This is a genomic window from Bradyrhizobium hereditatis (assembly GCF_020329435.1).
In the GTDB taxonomy this organism is placed as follows: Bacteria; Pseudomonadota; Alphaproteobacteria; order Rhizobiales; family Xanthobacteraceae; genus Bradyrhizobium; species Bradyrhizobium hereditatis.
In genome coordinates, this window is the sequence record NZ_JAGKJK010000005.1 from 113,640 (window position 1) to 130,879 (window position 17,240).

Annotated in this window: 15 protein-coding genes; 11 read left to right on the top strand and 4 right to left on the bottom strand. The window is 62.5% G+C overall.

Features of this window, described 5'->3' with window-relative positions:
• Positions 1-282 precede the first annotated feature (282 nt).
• The 7 genes from J6524_RS13250 to J6524_RS13280 are packed head-to-tail and all read left to right on the top strand — an operon-like array spanning position 283 to position 9,984.
• Complete coding sequence (locus J6524_RS13250; RefSeq protein ID WP_225671115.1) at positions 283-1,611, top strand: outer membrane beta-barrel protein; 1,329 nt, start codon at positions 283-285, stop codon at positions 1,609-1,611.
• Complete coding sequence (locus J6524_RS13255; protein WP_225671117.1) at positions 1,592-3,904, top strand: AAA family ATPase; 2,313 nt, start codon at positions 1,592-1,594, stop codon at positions 3,902-3,904. The genes J6524_RS13250 and J6524_RS13255 overlap by 20 nt, the downstream gene beginning before the upstream one ends.
• Before the next feature lie 32 nt (positions 3,905-3,936).
• Complete coding sequence (locus J6524_RS13260; RefSeq protein WP_225671119.1) at positions 3,937-5,301, top strand: VpsF family polysaccharide biosynthesis protein; 1,365 nt, start codon at positions 3,937-3,939, stop codon at positions 5,299-5,301.
• A gap of 16 nt (positions 5,302-5,317) precedes the next feature.
• The gene (locus J6524_RS13265) at positions 5,318-6,391 is read left to right on the top strand and encodes a glycosyltransferase (RefSeq protein WP_225671121.1); all 1,074 of its coding nucleotides are present in this window, start codon (positions 5,318-5,320) and stop codon (positions 6,389-6,391) included.
• A complete protein-coding gene (locus J6524_RS13270; protein WP_225671123.1) occupies positions 6,384-7,490 on the top strand; it encodes an acyltransferase family protein in 1,107 nt (368 codons plus the stop codon). Before J6524_RS13265 ends, J6524_RS13270 begins: the two co-directional genes overlap by 8 nt.
• Entirely contained in the window at positions 7,487-8,542 is a 1,056-nt protein-coding gene (locus tag J6524_RS13275; protein ID WP_225671124.1) for an acyltransferase family protein, read from the top strand. Before J6524_RS13270 ends, J6524_RS13275 begins: the two co-directional genes overlap by 4 nt.
• A 2-nt stretch (positions 8,543-8,544) precedes the next feature.
• Positions 8,545-9,984 carry a lipopolysaccharide biosynthesis protein gene (locus J6524_RS13280; protein WP_225671125.1) on the top strand — a complete coding sequence of 480 codons (1,440 nt, stop codon included), beginning with the start codon at positions 8,545-8,547 and terminating at the stop codon, positions 9,982-9,984.
• Positions 9,985-10,007: 23 nt separating this feature from the next.
• On the opposite strand, the gene J6524_RS13285 is transcribed toward J6524_RS13280, so the two are convergent.
• Positions 10,008-11,108: an endo-1,4-beta-xylanase gene (locus tag J6524_RS13285; RefSeq protein ID WP_225671126.1), complete on the bottom strand. Its 1,101-nt coding sequence runs from the start codon at positions 11,106-11,108 to the stop codon at positions 10,008-10,010.
• Between the two features lie 198 nt (positions 11,109-11,306).
• Here J6524_RS13285 and J6524_RS13290 point away from each other — a divergent pair, with 198 nt between their 5' ends.
• The 4 genes from J6524_RS13290 to J6524_RS13305 are packed head-to-tail and all read left to right on the top strand — an operon-like array spanning position 11,307 to position 14,977.
• A complete protein-coding gene (locus tag J6524_RS13290; RefSeq protein WP_225671127.1) occupies positions 11,307-12,101 on the top strand; it encodes a WecB/TagA/CpsF family glycosyltransferase in 795 nt (264 codons plus the stop codon).
• Positions 12,098-13,375, top strand: coding sequence for a glycosyltransferase (locus tag J6524_RS13295; protein ID WP_225671128.1), 1,278 nt, complete (start codon positions 12,098-12,100; stop codon positions 13,373-13,375). Before J6524_RS13290 ends, J6524_RS13295 begins: the two co-directional genes overlap by 4 nt.
• Positions 13,338-14,567 carry a glycosyltransferase family 4 protein gene (locus J6524_RS13300; RefSeq protein WP_225671129.1) on the top strand — a complete coding sequence of 410 codons (1,230 nt, stop codon included), beginning with the start codon at positions 13,338-13,340 and terminating at the stop codon, positions 14,565-14,567. The genes J6524_RS13295 and J6524_RS13300 overlap by 38 nt, the downstream gene beginning before the upstream one ends.
• Positions 14,564-14,977 carry a hypothetical protein gene (locus tag J6524_RS13305; protein ID WP_225671131.1) on the top strand — a complete coding sequence of 138 codons (414 nt, stop codon included), beginning with the start codon at positions 14,564-14,566 and terminating at the stop codon, positions 14,975-14,977. The genes J6524_RS13300 and J6524_RS13305 overlap by 4 nt, the downstream gene beginning before the upstream one ends.
• A 22-nt stretch (positions 14,978-14,999) precedes the next feature.
• Here the strand turns inward: J6524_RS13305 and J6524_RS13310 are convergent, their stop codons facing one another.
• The 3 genes from J6524_RS13310 to J6524_RS13320 form a co-directional block, all read right to left on the bottom strand.
• Positions 15,000-15,821, bottom strand: a complete 822-nt coding sequence (locus J6524_RS13310; protein ID WP_225671133.1) for a class I SAM-dependent methyltransferase — start codon at positions 15,819-15,821, stop codon at positions 15,000-15,002.
• A gap of 460 nt (positions 15,822-16,281) precedes the next feature.
• A complete protein-coding gene (locus J6524_RS13315) occupies positions 16,282-16,422 on the bottom strand; it encodes a hypothetical protein (RefSeq protein WP_249789474.1) in 141 nt (46 codons plus the stop codon).
• A 39-nt stretch (positions 16,423-16,461) separates the two neighbouring features.
• Positions 16,462-17,199 carry an SDR family oxidoreductase gene (locus tag J6524_RS13320; protein WP_225671135.1) on the bottom strand — a complete coding sequence of 246 codons (738 nt, stop codon included), beginning with the start codon at positions 17,197-17,199 and terminating at the stop codon, positions 16,462-16,464.
• Between the last annotated feature and the right edge of the window lie 41 nt (positions 17,200-17,240).

Below are 17,240 nucleotides of genomic sequence, written 5' to 3' on the forward strand. Positions count from 1 at the left end.
CGGGGGAAACTTTCCCGGCAAGGCGCGTTGCAGGCGTGCGCATCACTTCAATCTTACAATTCAATTCCTTGCGCCCGCGTACCGAGTATGAGGCCTGCCTTTCCTATGCGCAGTCGACGATCATTTTCTGAGCGATGGGCTTCGCCCCGTAAGTGTTCGCCGCCTCCGCGCTCCCGCAAGGGATGGGTGATGGGATCCGAGTCCGAACTTGCATCGCTGTCGGAGGAAAGCGGAGACCTAGTCCGTTCGCGACGCATGTTCGCTCGATGCCGCATAAGTTTCTTGCCCGCGCCGGCGGCTGCGATTCTGCTCGGGCTTGGGTCCTCAGCAAACGCGCAAGCCATTCCCTGGACAAACGGGGAGTTCGCTTCGCCATGGAACGCGCAGAAAATCTTTGAACCGTCGTCGCTGCCGGACCGAACCGATCCGGAGAATCGCGAGGAGATTCCGCCTGAGGACACGCCGGTGAAGAACAGGCAGCAGCCTGGCTACGAGCCCATCGGGATTCGCTCCGGCTCGTGGATGTTCAACCCCTCGCTCACCGCCGGCACATTCTACGACAGCAACGTCTTCTCGTCGAACACCACGCAGCGCTCCGATATCGCGGCGGTGATCGAGCCGACCTTGCGTGCGCATTCGCTGTGGGGACGGCACGGACTCGATCTGAAGCTGAATGCCCAATCGACGGCCTATAGCCAGTTCTCCAGCCTGAACCAGACCAATGCCAGCCTGAAGGGCAATGGCTGGCTGGATATCACGAAAGACACGATGCTGCTCGGCAGCTTTCAGATCGCGCATCTGAACGAGGGCGTCGGCACGCTCACCTCGCCCGCCAACGCTATCTCGCCGACGCCGTACAATCTGATGTCCGGCGATGTCACGCTGCGCAAGGAATTCAATCGGCTGACGACATCGATCGGCTTTCGCACCGATTCATATGATTATGGCTCGACGCGCGCGCAGGATGGCACGGTCATCAGCCAGGACGCCCGCGACGGGCAGATCTACTCGCTGCACAGCCGGATCGACTATGCGATCTCATCGACGCTCGGCTGGTTCGGCGGCGTCGAAGGCAATCAGCGCGACATCAGGGGAACCCCCGGCCACACTCTGGACTCACAAGGCTATCGCGCGCTGTCCGGCATCACCATCGGCTTGAGCAATCTGATCACCGGCGAATTCGGCGCCGGCTACGTCCAGCAGCGATTCGACGATCCATCGATAGGAATGGTCGAGGGCCCTTCCTACCGCGCGCGGCTGACATGGCGGCCGACGCGCCTTCTCGACGTTCACTTCAATGCCGAACAGCTCGTCACGCAGACGTCTGACACCAGCGCCACCGGCGTGCTCGCAAACGCGGTTCAGCTCGGCCTTGACTACGAGCTGCGCCGCAACGTCATCGTGTCGCTCGCGGGTGGATACGAGAACGACCGCTTCTTCGGCCAGTTCCGCAGGGATCACGTGCTCACGTCGGACACGCGCGTCAAATATCTCGTCAATCGATTCTCCGCCGTTTCCGCCTACTACCGCTACACCAAGCGCGACAGCGACGTGCCGGTCTTCACCTTCGACAAACATCTGGTAGGAATGAATGTTACAGCGCAATTCTGACCTGCCCTATGTGATCCCCGATGATCCTCCGGCTCGCCCGACTGAAGGCTGGCAGTATCCGACCGTCGATCTGCGCGAGATGGGCCGCATTCTGCGCCGCCGCTACAAGCTCGTGGCGCTGCCGGCTGTTGTCCTGCTCGGCCTGGCGATAACCTACCTGCTGTTGGCGACGACATTGTATACGGCGACATCGACCGTGCTGGTCGATCCGCGCCGCGCCAATGTCGTCGAGACCAACCAGTCCGTGCTGTCGAACTTCGGCACCGACGACGCGACGATCGAAAGCCAGACGCTGCTGATCCAATCGGTCGCGATCCTGACGCGCGTCGTCGGCAAGCTGAAGCTGACCGAAGACGAGGAGTTCACGCCGAAACCCGGCCTGCTCGATCCGATCAAGGCCCTGTTCCGCAGCAGCGGGCCGAGCGATGGCGCCAGCCCCGAGGATGCGGCCAAGGCGCGCTCGGTCGATATCCTTCAGAAGCGGATGAAGGTGACGCGGCAAGGCACCACCTTCCTGGTCGATATCGCCGTCAGCTCGCGATCGCCGCAGAAGGCCGCCACCATCGCCAACGCAATCGCGGACGCATACTTCGATGAGCAAGTCCGCGCCAAATACGAGGCCACGCGCATTGCCGCGAACTGGCTCAACAGCCAGATCGAGGATCTGAAGTCGAAGGTCGTCGCCTCCGAGAAAGCGGTCGAGGATTTTCGTTCCGCCAATAATCTGATGGTGTCGCAGGGCGTCACGCTCAACGACCAGCAGATCACCGATCTCAACAACAAGCTAATTGCCGCACGCGCCCAGACGGCGGAGGCGCGCGCCAAGTATGAGCAGGTCCAGGACATCACGAAGTCGGGCGGCGACCTAGGCGGCATCAACGCGGCCATTTCCTCGGAAATGATCACCAAGCTGCGCACGCAATACGCCGATATCGCGAAGAACGAGGCTGATCTGTCAAGCAAGTATGGCGCGCGTCACCCGGCCGTAGCCAATGTCCGGGCGCAGCGGCGCGACACCCAAAAGCTGATCAACGAGGAAATCCGGCGAATACTGGAGAGCACGAAGCACGACTATGACGTCGCCCGCTCCCGCGAGGCGTCGCTGCAGCAAAGCCTCGACCAGCTCCAGGGCGTTTCCACTTCGTCAGGCCAGGCGCAGGTGCGCCTGCGCGAGCTGCAGCGCGAGGCCGAAGCCAACCGCACGCAGTATGAATCCTACCTGGCGCGTTCCAAGGAAACGACCGCGCAGGAGAGCCTGGAGATGCCGGACTCCCGGATCGTGACCAAGGCCAGCGTTCCGATCAGGCCGTCATCGCCCAAGACGATGCTGATCCTGGGCCTTGCCGTGATGCTCGGCCTCGGCGCCGGCTCCGTGCTGGCGTTTCTCGCCGACTATCTCGACGACCGTGTGAAGACGCTCGATCGGGCCGAAGCCATTACCGGCGTGCCCGCGCTTGCCGCGGTTCCCTTGATCAGCACGCGCGAACTTGCCGGCCTGGCCCGGCGCGGACGAAAAGAACTCGGCCGCTATGACCCGAAGACCACGAAACTGCTACCGGCGCCGCTGCAGCCACCCTTGACGCGCTACGCGATCGACGAGCCCGGCACGTTCTTCGCGGAGGCGATCCGCGCCGTTCGCCTGGCGCTGCAACGGACGATGCGTTCGCAGCCGGTAAGGGTCGTGCAGGTCACCTCTGCGCTCGACAGCGAGGGCAAAACCACGCTTGCCATCAACCTTGCGCAGTCGCTGGCGACGCTCGGCATCCGGACGCTGCTCATCGACGGCGATCTCCGCAATCCGCAAGTGACGCGCGCGCTCTGTCCGCGCGCCGATGCCGGGCTGCTGGAAGTCGCCATCGGTCACGTTGCGCCGGAGCACGCGATCCTTGTCGACCAGAGCACGGGACTTTCGATCCTCCCCTCGACCAGGATCAAGCAGGTCGAATACATCACGGAGTTGATGTTCTCCGAGCGGATCGTCGACGTCCTCGATCACTTCCGCCACCGCTACGAACTGATCGTGGTCGATTCGCCGCCGCTCGTGCCGCTTGTCGATGGCCGCGCGCTCGCCGAACTGGCCGACCGCATCATTCTGGCGCTGGCCTGGGACCAGACACCGGGCGAAGTGCTGTCCCATGCCATGGATCTCTTATCTCCGGTTAGCGATCGCGTCATGGGCACTGTGCTGACCCGAGTCGATCTCAGCCGCCTGCAATTCTATGACTATTACCGCAGCTCGGCCTATCTCAAGCCTTATGGCGCAGCGAGCCTGAATGCCGGAGCGGCGCGGTGAGAATGCGCGGACCGTCGCATGGATCGGCCGGGATGGCGCAGGTGCAGCGTCGCCACACTGCGTCTGCAACATTGCGGCCGGCTTCCCCCGTCTCTGGGCGCGTTGCGAACGCTGACGCGCTCGTCGAACTGATCGCGACCGGCCTGATGCTGCTGGCCGTCATAGCGACGTTCACGCTCTCGTCTTCCGTTCTCACCAACTGGAAAATCCATTACCTGACGCCGGGCGGTAACTTTTACGAAAAGCTGCACCCGGCAACTTATTTCACGTTGCTCGCCTTCTCTCTGCTGCTGCTGCGCAGCCGCGGTCCAGTCGGCGAGCTCAATCGGATGTTCTCCGAATCGAAGCTGCTGCTCGCTTACCTGCTCTGCTGGCTGTTCCTCCTGATCCAGGTGTTCGTCCTCGAACGCCCGTTCACGGTGATCATCGACACGTTTCTGTTGCCGATCCTGATCGCCATGGTGATGTGGCAGTTGTCATCCGCGCAAAAACGCCCGCTGGTCTGGGCCATTCACCTGACGATCCTCGTGAACGTCGTGCTCGGATATTATGAGTATTTCTCCGGTCATCGGCTGATCCCGTTGACGCTCGGTGACGTCGTGGTGGTCGGGGAATGGCGGTCCGCGGCGTTGCTTGGCCACCCGCTCACGGCATCCGGCATCGTCGGCGCCTACGTGCTGGCGCTGGTGCTTCGCCCGGCAATCTGCCCGCCGCTACTCGTGAGGCTGCCACTGATCGCGTTCTGTCTGGCCTCGCTGATGGCCTTTGGCGGCCGCACCTCGCTGGTCACGGTGCTCGCGATGATCGGGCTCCTCGGCGGATTCGAGGCGCTTCGCCTGATGCGTGGCAAGCGAACGCAGCTTCCTGCGGTAATCCTCGCCATCTGCGTGCTGTTTGCCGCCGGCGCCATCACCTTCGCGGCTCTCGATCTCGGCATTTTCGACAAGATGCTACTGCGTTTCTCATCCGACAAGGGCAGCGCGCTGGCGCGCTTCGCCACCTTCAACCTGCTCTCGCATTTCGACTGGCATGAGCTGATCCTTGGCCCCAATCCGGTCCGGGTGAATGCCCTGCAGTCGCAGCTCGGTCTCAACTACGGCATCGAAAATTTCTGGATCTCCTCCATCGTCCAGTTCGGCCTCGTCCATACCATCCTGATGACGATCGGGCTGGTCTGCTTCTTCGTCGAATTGTTGCGCCGCTCCCACCACGCGGCATGGGCCATCATGGTGCTGATCGTTATCATCGCCGCGAGCTCCGTGAGCTTCTCATCGAAGAACATTCAGCTCGCGCAGTTCGTCATTCTCATTTCGGTCCTGCTACCGCGCGAGCAGCGGCGCGTTGCCGCGCCGGCGCAATTCCGCCCGCCTGTCAGCTACCGGTCCGTTCCGGTCTAACTCGGGATTTCATTCTATGACTATCTATGTCGATAACACTCATCTTGGACGTCACGTCACCGGACTGGAGCGCATTACGCTGGAGCTGTTCTCAGCCGCGGCGCTGGCGCCGCTCGACATCGTTCCGGTGACGGCGCGCGGTCTGCGCCAGATGCTGACGACGCAGACCTTTGGCTTGCCGATGCGGCTGGCGGTTTCGTCCTCCGTCCTGCTGTGCCCCGGCTTTCCGCCAAGCCCGCTGCTGCGGCCATTTGCATCACGGGTGCTGCCCTACATCCACGATGATTTCCTGATCACGCGCCGCGCCGAACTCAACATGCGGGCGCGGCTCTATATGGCCGGGCCGTTCAAGCTGGCGCTGCGCCACTACCCGCGGTTCCTGGCCAATTCAGGCGACACACGGCGCAAGCTTGCCGCGCATTGCCGGTCCGACGCCGAAGTGACGCTTTATCGGCCCGCGGTCCGCAACGTGTTTGGCCTTGACAACGGGCAACGGAGCGCGCGGGACGTACAACCCCAGCCGCTTCGGCTGATCGCGCTCGGCACGGTCGAGCCGCGCAAGAATTTTGCAGCCGCAGCAAAAATCCTCACCGCGCTGCGCATGCAGGGATTTCCGGACGCGACATTGGACATCGTCGGCAGGCCGGGCTGGGGCGGCGACTGGCAAGCCCTTGAGGGCCAGCCGGGCGTTACGCTGCACGGATACCAGTCTGCCGACCGGGTCAATCAGTTGCTCGACGCGGCCGACCTGTTCATCTGCACCTCCCATGACGAGGGCCTGGGCCTTCCCCTTTTGGAGGCGCAGTATGCCGGCCTCCCGATCATCGCGCCCGACGCCGCTATCTTCCGCGAGGTGCTCGGCGATTCCGGCATCCACATCGATACCGCCGATCCCGCTTCCGCGGCCGCGCGCATCGCAGCCGCGCTGTCGGACCAGGACTGGCGCGCCCGCTATGTGGCGCTTGCCGAACGTAATCTGGCGCGCTGGAACGAGCTGGCGCGCGGCGACCGCGAGAATGTCATCAGCCTGATCGCTCGTCTTGCTCAACCTCGCGAAGGCGTGAGCCCGGAGTACCGCCGTCTTGCATGACACCGGCACCACAAGGCATCAGGATGGCTTGCGGATCATTGCCGCTGGCGCTGTCGTGGTCCTTCACTATTCCGATTACTTCAAGGACGTGCCCGTCGGCCGTTTCATGGTCGCGTACACCTGGCATTTCAACCTGTTCGTCGACCTGTTCTTTATCGTCTCGGGCTTCGTCATCGCCCGCCAATATTTCGGCCGCGTCAATGGTTCTTCATCGATCGGCCGCTTCATCTGGCGTCGCCTCGCCCGCATCTATCCGCTGCATCTCGCGACGCTTGCCTTCTATGTGGCGCTAGCCGGCGCGCTTCATTTCGGCGCGGCGCGCACCGACAATCCGGCCCGCTACCCGCTTTCCGACGTCCCTTCGCAATTGCTGCTGCTTCACGCGTTCGTCGGGGAGCGCCTGACCTTCAACTTCCCGAGCTGGTCGCTCTCGGCGGAGATGTTCTGCTATCTGCTGTTCCCGGTTCTTGCGCTTCTCGCGCATCGTCGCAAAGAGGCCATCATCGCGCTTGTGATCGTCACCGCGCTCGCCAACTCGCTGTGGGCTTGGGCGATAGGAACGACGCCTTGGGCCGACTGGATCAACCAGGGCGGCGGCTTCAGAGCGCTGCCGGCCTTCAGCCTAGGCATGGCCTGCCATCTGTTTCGTGACCGGATCGCGCGCTGGCCTACGATTCCCGGCGCACTGGCCGCATCGCTGGCGGCGTTTATCGTGTTCGGCTCGCTACTGCCGACAATGGCCGCGCTGCTTGCGATCTACGCCATCGCACTGCTTGCCATTCAGGCCGATTGCGCGGGACGCGAGACACAGCTGTCGCGGCTCGGCTTCGATCGCTGGGCACCGCTGACCTTTTCCTGCTACATGCTGCATATTCCGGTGGCGACGGTGGTCATCACCTTCGGATCGCGCCTGCTTTCCCTGTCGCCGAATCAGCGGCTGATCCTTGCGCCGGTCGCGGTCATCGTCCTCGCCTTCGCGAGCGTGATTTCACTGCGCAACTTCGAAACACCGCTGCGGCGATATCTAACCGAGGCATACGACCGCCGCTCTATGAGGCCGGCGCCGGCCCCCGCGATCTCGCGGCAGGAGAGCCCATGATGACGATCGTCGAGCGCCTATCGGCCGGCACGCCGCCCCTGAGCGTTGCGCATGCGTCGGCAAGAAGCCGCGACGGCGTCGTCGATGCGATGCGCGGCATCGCCATCCTGATGGTGATCGGAATCCATTCACTGCCGCAGCCGCTCGATGCGGTCTGGGCGAAATCGCTCGACGCGGTACTGCGGCCTTGCGTGCCGGTGTTCCTGTTCGTATCAGGATATCTGACGGCGCTTTCCGGTCGCGTACCGCTTGCGAAACGGCTAAAGGCGGCGTTGATCCCCTACCTCATTGCCTTCGCCGCCGCCTATGGCTACATGGCGCTGCATAATCCGGCGATGGATCACCGTATTGGCACGACGCTGGCGCGGTTCACCCTCGGATATGTTTTTGTCTATTACTATGTCTTCGTCTATGTCTGCTGCACGCTCGGCCTGTGGCTCGTGTTTGCGGCTGGCGGGACAAGGGAGCCGGAGTCAAGAAAGCGTATCGCGACGCTGCTGATACTTGCGATCGGCTGCGGCCTGATTGCCGGGAGCTACCTCGACCCGGCGATGTCCAGGTTCGGCGCCTCGGACGCCCTGCTCGACGAAGTTCGTATGCGCGATATTCCCTTCTGGTTCTCGTTCGTCGCGCTTGGCGCGCTGACTGCGATGTTCGCCGACCTGACCGATCAGAACATCCGCCGCGCGCTTCTTGGCGCGATGCTGGCGGCCTACCTGCTTTATGCTGTCGTGCGCATTCTAGGTCTCGGCGACGCCGCCACCTACGATTCGATGGCGTTTTTCTGCTATGCCGCGCTGTTCTGCGTTTCACTGTTCGCCTTCCAGCCGAGCTCAGCGCTGCTTGGTTGGATCGGGTCGGGCAGCTATTTCATCTATCTCTGGCACATCTTTGTCATCATGGCGTTGCGCGATCACACCTGGCTGCGCCAGCTCGGCGGCGTTGCCAATTTTGCCATCGCCTTCGGTTTGACCGCGCTTGTCAGCGGCGCCGCGCTGCTGGCCGTCCGGCAGCTGGCCTCGCCCCGCCTGTGCCGCTGGTTGGGGGCCTAAAAATGCTGCTGAAGCACACCCTGCTCTATCTGCCCGCACAATTCGTCGGACCGCTGTTCCAGCTGCTGGCGATGATCGTATGGACGCATGTCGTCAATGAGCACACGCTCGGCATCATCACGCTGATCACCGCCACGCACGAACTGCTGCAGATCGGCTTTCTGGCCTGGTGGTCGCAGTACGCGCTGCGTTTCCTCGGCCGCTATCAGGATGCCAGCGACGCGCTCCGGTTCTATCGCACCGAGAATGCGGTTCTGCTGGCATCGGTTTTGCTGCAAAGCGCGGCCGCCATCGGCATTCTTCTTCTGGTCATCGCGCCCGACGCGAGGACCGGTCTTCTGCTTGCCAGTGTCGCCTATGTGATCACCCGATCCCTCAACCTTTATATCGGTGAGCGCGCCCGCGCGCAGCAGCAGATCCGGGTCTACACGATCCAGCAGGTGTTCGGACCATCGGTCGGATTTGTCGCAGGCCTCGCGTTGATCTGGATATTCGGCCAATCGGCCGAGTGGCCACTCGCCGGCTATGCCATGGCGCAGTTGATCGCCGTGCTAATCGTTCTGCCGCGACTCCACTGCGGCTACAGGCTTTGGCCGGTCGATCGGGAGATCGTAGTCCATGCGCTGCGCTACGGCCTTCCGCTGATCGTCGGCGGTGCACTCGGCTGGGTCGGCCTCAATGCGTCGCGTTTCATCGTCAACGAACTTTCGGGCGTTGCCGCCGCCGGACTGTTCGCGGTCGGCTATGGCCTTGGCCAGCGCGCCGCGGCAGTCGCGGCCATGCTGGTGACGGCGGCGGCGTTTCCACTGGCGGTGAAAAGCATGGAGCAAGACGGCCAACAGGCCGGCATGCGCCAACTCTCCAACAATAGCGCGCTGCTTGTCGCGATCCTGGCGCCTAGCCTTGCCGGCATCGTCATGCTGCGGACGGAGATCGTGCATCTGTTGATCGCTGTACCCTTTCAAGCGGTGACGCTCGCGATCCTTCCGCTCTCCACGCTCGCCGGCGCGATCCGCAACCTGCGCGCCCATTTCGGCGACCAAGTATTTCTCCTGCAGAACCGCACGCGCTGGATGATGGCGATTGCGGCGATCGACGCGGCAGCGACCGTCGTGCTGAGCGCGCTCTTCCTGCCGCGTTGGGGACTGGCCGGAGTTGCCGGTGCCACGGTGCTGGCGGCGCTTGCCGCCGCGAGTGTCAGCTTTTCGATCGGGTTTACGCGGTTCGGCCTGCGCCTTCCCGTCGGCCATCTCATTCGCATCGCGATCGCGACGATCGCGATGTCGGCGCTGCTGCGGATCTTTCCGTCGGCGCTCACGATTCCTATCCTGGCGGTCCATGTCGCCGCAGGCGCCGCCGCATACTTCGCGGCGCTTGCCCTGCTCTACGCACCGACGCTGGTGCGGATGCTCCGCCCACGCCCCCAGCATTCGGGGGCATGAGCGCCTTTGGCACGATCTGGCACCTAGGACTTCCTGACATTCTCGAACGCGCGCGCCATTGCGAACCAGAGCGGCTTCTTCTGCATCGATGAATCAAACGGCAGCGGCCGTGGCAGGCGCTGCGCCAGAGGATCCTTCTTCTTCGCCGCATCGGTATAGAACGAATAGTTGTCGGCCAGTTCCCAGGCGATCACCACCTTGACCGCGGGAACGCGCAGCGCGTTCTTCAGATATTTCTCGGCCGTCTCCGCAATCATGGCATCGCGGGTCGCTATGTCGTCCGGGAAGGTGTCGTCACGCACGTCGAATTCGGTCAGATAGATATCGACGCCGCGTGCGGCGAGCGCGTGAAGGAATTCGGCAAAGCGTCCGGGGTCGTGCGGATAGCGCGGCTGCAGGTGGCTCTGCAGTCCGACGGCATGCAGCGGCACGCCGGCATGTTTCAGTTCATCGACCAGCTGCAGCAAGCCGCGGCGAACCGCGAGGCCGACGTCGTCGTCGCGCTCACTCTGGGCTTCGTTGAGAACCAATTTGGTCGTGCGATCGACCGCCGCCACCCGCTCGAACGCGCGGCGCACATAGCCGGTACCGAACGTCTCGTACCACGGACCGAGTCGGTAACCGCCGGGCGCCTTGTGCCCCGGCCAGAACGGTTCGTTGACAACATCCCATGAGTGCAACTTGCCGACATAACGGGCAGCCACTTCGTCGATATAGGAATCGAAAAACCGCTCACGCTCGGCGCTGCTCATGCTCTTGATCCATTGCGGAACCCATTCGTTCCAGATCAGGCAATGGCCGCGCATCGGAAGCTTGTTGCCTGCACAAAATTGCAGCAGACGATCCGCGCTCTCGAATCGTTTCGGCCCCGGCTGCGGCGCGATGGTTCCCATTTTCATCGCCACATCCGTGGTCACGATGCGCGTCTGCGTCTGATAGAGCTCGCGATAGGCGCGGTCCTTGTCGATAACAGGCCCCGCCGCCGCGCCGAACAGGATTCCATTGCGGGCCGCAATCGCGCCGAGACTCTGCGCTGGCTGCGCGGCGAACACCTTGTTCTCGCATGGCGCAACACTTGCTCCCGCGATGAGAGCGAGTGCGCTTCGCCTCGACCACTGCTGCATAGCTGATCTCCATCATGTGAATGCTTCGTCGCCATGTGCCGACATTCGCAATGCGACATCGCCATCGTTGCGACGCATTAGTTCGATTTCGTGACGATGCTGGTCGAGAAGTTTGGCGCGTAGTTCCAAAGCGACGAGCAACGTCGATGCTTCAAACGTGAATGCGTCTCTCTTTCAAATCATCATCAGGAGATCGACTTGTCGGAACCGCAAGCGCAGTTGCAACCAAGCCTCACAGTCGACGGCATAACCATCAATGTTCCCACACTTCCGGAAGCGGTCTCGTCAATCGTGTCAGCCGCGCAACATGGCGACAACTTCAGCGTCTGCACGCTCAATCTCGATCACGTCGTGCAATTGCAGCAACACGCCAACTTTCGCGCCGCTTATCGTCGTGCCCGATTTGTCACAGCTGACGGGTTCCCGATCGTCGTGCTGAGTCGCCTCATGGGCACGCGAATCGAGCGAACGACCGGCGCCGATCTCGTCGAGCCGGTCTGCGCCGAGGCGCGCAAGAAAGGACTCTCCGTCTTTCTGTTGGGTGCAAACGATCGCACCCTGCAAGTGACAGCGCAGCGTTTGTCGGAGCGATTCAAGGGATTGCAGATCGCAGGACGCTTTGCGCCTGGACCCGGGTTTGATCCCTATTCCAGTGAAGCCGATACAGCAATCGAAAGGATTCGCGCCTCGGGCGCCAAACTCTGCTTCGTGGCGCTCGGCGCGCCACGGCAAGAACTGTTCGCGGCACGATGTCTCGACGAGCTGAATGGAACAGGCGTGTTGTGCATCGGAGCTGCGCTCGATTTCATCGCCGGCACACAAAGCCGCGCGCCGTCAATTGCGCGCAAGACAGGGCTTGAATGGGCGTGGCGCATGCTGCGCGAGCCGCGGCGGCTCGGCCCCCGCTATATCAAATGCGTGACGGTTGTTCCGCGTCTCGTCGCACGAACCATTCCGCAAATCGTCCAGGCACGCATGAGGAAAGCGGCATGACTTCAACTTTGACCCTCGCGCTACGGGCGCGCAACGCCAACCGGATCAAGCCGCGTTATCAGATTTGCCTGATCCATCCCTTCGACCCCCGCGGCGAGAAGGTCGGCGGGCTCGAAACATACATCCGCGACTTCATAACCTTCCATCCTACCGATACCGATATTCTCTTCATCGGCGTCGACTCCACGGGCGAGCTGGAGCTGGGACAGCTTCATCGCCTGACCTTCCGCGGCCGCGGCTTCGACTTTCTTCCCATCCTGCATTATTCGGACCAGCAGGCGCGCGAAGCGGCGCGCACGATTCGCTCGTCGCTGACCGGACAATTCTTCATGGCGCTGCTTCGCCATTTCGGCACGATCGCAAAGCTGATCCGCGCCAGACGATGTTCGGTCGATCTGCGTCGGGTCGAGTTTTCCTGGCTGCCGGCGATCCTGCGGCTTCCCTTCGTGCAGATGCTTCACGGCGAGGGTGCGCCGAAACTGCAGATGGATTCGCTCTTGCGGAAATACGCCTTCGTCCACAATACCGGCGAACGATTTGCCGTTGCCATGAGCGAAAAATTCCTGTGCGTCAATCCGTTCATCACCGAGCGGCTGCAGCAGACCTATCCGCGCCGCAAGGACAAGATCGATACGCTGTGGACGTGGGTCAACACGGATATCTTCAAGCCGCAGGTCTGGCCGCTGGAGTCTTCCCCGTTCCGGGTCGTGTTCGCAGGAAGGCTGGATGAGTTTAAGGATCCGCCGCTGATGTTCCACACCATCGATCGTCTACGGCGGCGATTGAACGGCGACGTGAGGTTTCACTATATCGGCACCAGCGATCCGCATCGGTTCGCTGAATTCGCCGCCATCGAAGACATCACCGTTCGCCACGGCTTCAAGGATGCTGCCGGAATGGCGGAGACGTTGGCCAGCGCGCACGCCGGCATCCTGACGTCAGAATTCGAAGGCATGCCGCGCTGCGTGCTCGAGACGCTAGCCGTCGGCCGTCCCGTCGTCGCCATGCACCTGCCACAGCTCGAATCCGTCATTCGCCCCGCCGTCAGCGGCTATCTGGTGGAACGCAACGGCAGTCGCGAGGACATGGTGGACGCGCTGGTGCAACGGTTCATCGATGTCAGGGATGGCATCGAGATGGGGACGATGAATCCGGTACACGTCGCCGAAACCATCAGATCATTTACCCCAAGCACCCAGCTCGCGCGGGTCTATCGTTACCACCAGGAAATTCAGGATGCGCGCGGACTTGCCGCTGCGGCGCCGACCTATTGAGGGCGCCGGCTTGAACATCCTGCTACTGACCAGCGAATTCGCTCCTGCCATGGGAGGTATCGGGACTTACGCCCGCGAAATAGCCGCGGCTGCGAGCAGGCTCGGTGCCGAGGTCACCGTGATGGCGCCGGATTACGCCCAGCAGACCGACGAAAGCGACCGAGCCCTCCCTTTCGAAGTCGTCCGATTTTCCGGCGGCCTGCATTCCATGCGCGACCTGCCGCGCAAGATCATGCTGGCGCGTCGCGGCGTCCGCGCACGCAGATACGATGTGGTCCATGCCGCTGACTGGCCGTTCTTCATTCCGGTCGCGCTTTCCAGATGGCAGACGCAAGCGCGTGTCTTGATGACGGTGCACGGCACCGAGATCAACGAGACGCAGACCGCGCTGAAGCGCATGGCGATACGCGGCGCCGGCGTGTTCGGGCCGCGGACGGAAGTCATCGCCAACAGCCGCTTTACCGAGACTCTGTTCCGCGAACGGTTTGCCGCCAACCCGGGCAGGATCAGCGCAATCAATCTCGGCGTATCGGGATTCTGGTTCAGCGGGCAAAGGAAACGCCGCGAGGTTCGGCTCGCCTATCGTCTGGCGGAGGACCGCGTGGTGATGATCACGGTTGCGCGCATCACGCGCCGCAAAGGTCATCATCTGACGCTTGCTGCGCTGTCGAAACTTCCGGATGATCTGCGCAAGCAAATCACCTGGCTCGTGATCGGCCCGGACGGCGAAGCCGACTATGTCAGCGAACTCAAACGCTCTGCCGCTCAACTGGCCTGCGACATTCGCTTCCTGGGTGCGCAGACGAACGAGGAGATCCGCGATATCTACGCGGCGTCGGATTTCTTTTGCTTGACGGGGCTGCCCGACACGAGCGGCCGTGTCGAGGGATTCGGACTGGTCTATCTCGAGGCCGGGGCCGCCGGCCTGCCAAGCGTCGCGACCGAGGTTGGCGGAGTGCCCGATGCCGTGCTCGCCGACGAGACCGGCATTCTCGTCTCGCCATCGGTGGAAAGCATCTCGCAGGCGATCGCGGAGCTGGCTTCGGATCGTGGCCTGCGCGCCATTCTCGCGGCCGGCGCCTCCGTCCATGCGGGCGCCCTTTCGTGGGAACGGTGCGCAGCGACAACCTATGGCCTGCCATATGCTGGCAAGCGGGCAGCCGCAGACCGCGCGGTCGGATTAACCGCATGAAGCTGATCGCCGCGACCGGGATGCTGCTGATGTTTGCGACCGGCGTCGCGCATGCGGATAGCGAGAACTGCCGCAAGAGCCGCGAGTATCTTCTCGGCACGCCCGGCGGCGACCAGTCCCTGACGCCGCAGGCCTATAACGACCTGTTCAAGATCTGCATCGCGACATCAGCCATGCCCAACGTGAAGGATGCGTATATGCTGAGGGACGGCGGCGTCGCCGTGATCCCCAAGCAGGACAGCGTTGCGGCGACGGCCTCCACGCTCGCGCAGTTCTGCGATGCCTATCCTCGTAGCGTGCTGCGCTTCATCACCCGCAAGGAAAGGCTCACCATCCGTTCCGTCGCCAATGTCGCGCAGATGTCGTCGACATCGTCGACGCCGTGCAAAAAGATCAAGGGACTCTCGTAAGGCCCGCTCGCTTGCCGGGATTTCATTTTTGCCGATTGTAGTATTCCGGCATGGCATGCGGATCCATTGACTCCTCGGACCGGCGACCGAGAAAGAAGAAGCCGCTGGCGGCGTCCGCGGCGGCCCGGCCGCGCCCGAACGCGTCGAGATATCTGATCCAGAAGAACGGCAGCACGATCAGCCGCGACAGCTTGTTGCCAGCGCCGAGCGCGCGCGAGAAATAGCGTATCGACCATGCCAGCGCCACGCCGGCGCCGCCGACCGGGCCAGCGCTGATCTCGGAGAATCGCCTGAACAGCCAGCGGTGACCGCTTTGCGTGAAGCGCGAGAAGTCATAGGCCTGTTCGTGCACCTGCTGCATGAATGGCGTCTCGGCATAGACCAGACCCTCCTGCCGCAGCACGCGATGCAGCTCGGCGACGACCGTTGCGGGTTCCAGCACGTGTTCCAGCACCGCTTGCACCCAAACGCCGTCGAATACGCCGTCTTCAAACGGCAGCCGATGCGCGTCAGCCACCAGCACGGTGTGCGGCGAGGCATAGACGTCGGTGCCGACGAGCTCGATGGAATCGTCGCGGTAGAGTTCTTCCGCGCCCAAGCCGATCGTTCCGCCGCCGATCACGAGCACGACCGGCCGTCGCGACTCCCGCTTCAACAGATCGATGAACTTCATGCTGTTCGAGACCGCAACCGGATTGCCACCGAACGTCATGCGATGCAGACGCGAACCGATGGAACGGCGGCCGATGTCTCGCTGCAATGCCGAGCCGTTCTCAGCCTCGTACAATCTGCGCTCAAAAATGCTTGCCGCAAAATCGATCAGCACCGGTTGCGCGCCAACCATGGGAAACCCGACCCTGCTATAATCGCAGGCACGGTTCGAACAGGCCGGCCGCACCCACGCACTCCGCAGCGCCGCCGAACAGCGGGGGCAGCGAAGACGCTTTTTCCAGTGTGCAGGTTCCGTATTCGCTACCGAATGATCGACGGCAGAAAGCTGCAAAGAGAGACCTCGTATGTCATTTCTTCTGCTGCCCTGCCCGCTTCCCGTTCGCGATCGATGCTAGTTCGAACGCAATGGCGGCGCAACGGTGTGGGAAGGGGAACAATCCGGAAGGTTGCAATCCGATGTCGCAGGGATCGCGGTGATGACTTGCAAGAACGCAACGCACGAACCCGCCCTGCTGTTTCGAGCGAAATGTGGGTTTCTCGAAGGCGTCGAAAAATCTTCCTGCTAGCAGTTCACCATCCCAGATTTAATCCGCGCTCAAGACCTCGCCGAACTGCTCCCAGGAAGTTCCCGTCTAGCGCGACGAAGCCGGGCCGCTGAACGGAAACATTCCGCCGATCTTGATCTCGGTCGCGGTGACGCCGATCGTTTCGGCGTGCAGCGGCACACCCGCCAGCGCAAGCGTCAGCGCCGCGGCAATCGCGGTTCTCTTCACTGTATTCTCCCCCTGTTATTCCTCCATGCGCGCCGCGCTTCACCACGGCTCCTTGAACGGCCGTATCTCCATTTCGAATGTCCAGGCGCTGCGCGGCTGCTGATAGAGTTGCCAATAGGCGTTTGCGACTGACGCAGGCGGCATCAGTGCGTCAGGATCCTTCAGCGCGTCAGGCCCATGGGCCTCGATCCGCCGTTGGCGAACCCATTCCGTATCGACACCGGAATCGATGATCAGGTGGGCGACATGGATATTCTTCGGCCCGAGTTCGCGTGCCATCGCTTGCGCCACCGCGCGAAGCCCGAACTTGGCGCTGGCAAAGGCCGCATAGCCGCGCCCGCCGCGCAGGCTCGCGGTGGCGCCGGTGAAGAAGATGTTGCCCTGCCCGCGCGGCAGCATCAGGCGCGCGGCTTCACGTCCCGCCAGAAAGCCTGAATAGCAGGCCATCTCCCAGACCTTGCGGAACACCCGCTCGGTGGTCTCGAGGATCGGGAAGTTGACGTTGGCGCCGACATTGAAGATGCAGACCTCGAGCGGCGCTTTCTTGTCGGCATCATTGAGGAAAGCGGTGATTTCCTCTTCCTTGCGGGCATCGAGCGAACGCGCGAATATCGTGCCGCCGGCGGCCTGAACTTCATTCACCAGCGGCGCCAGCTTGTCGCCGTTGCGGCGTCCGGCAAAGATCGTAAACCCCTCGGCGGCGAATTTCTTGGCAATCTCGGCGCCAATATAGTCTCCCGCACCGATGATCGCCGCGGTCGCATTTCTCTTGGCCATTGCTGCTCTCCTGTTCGCTGCCTACCGGACGCGGCTGATGA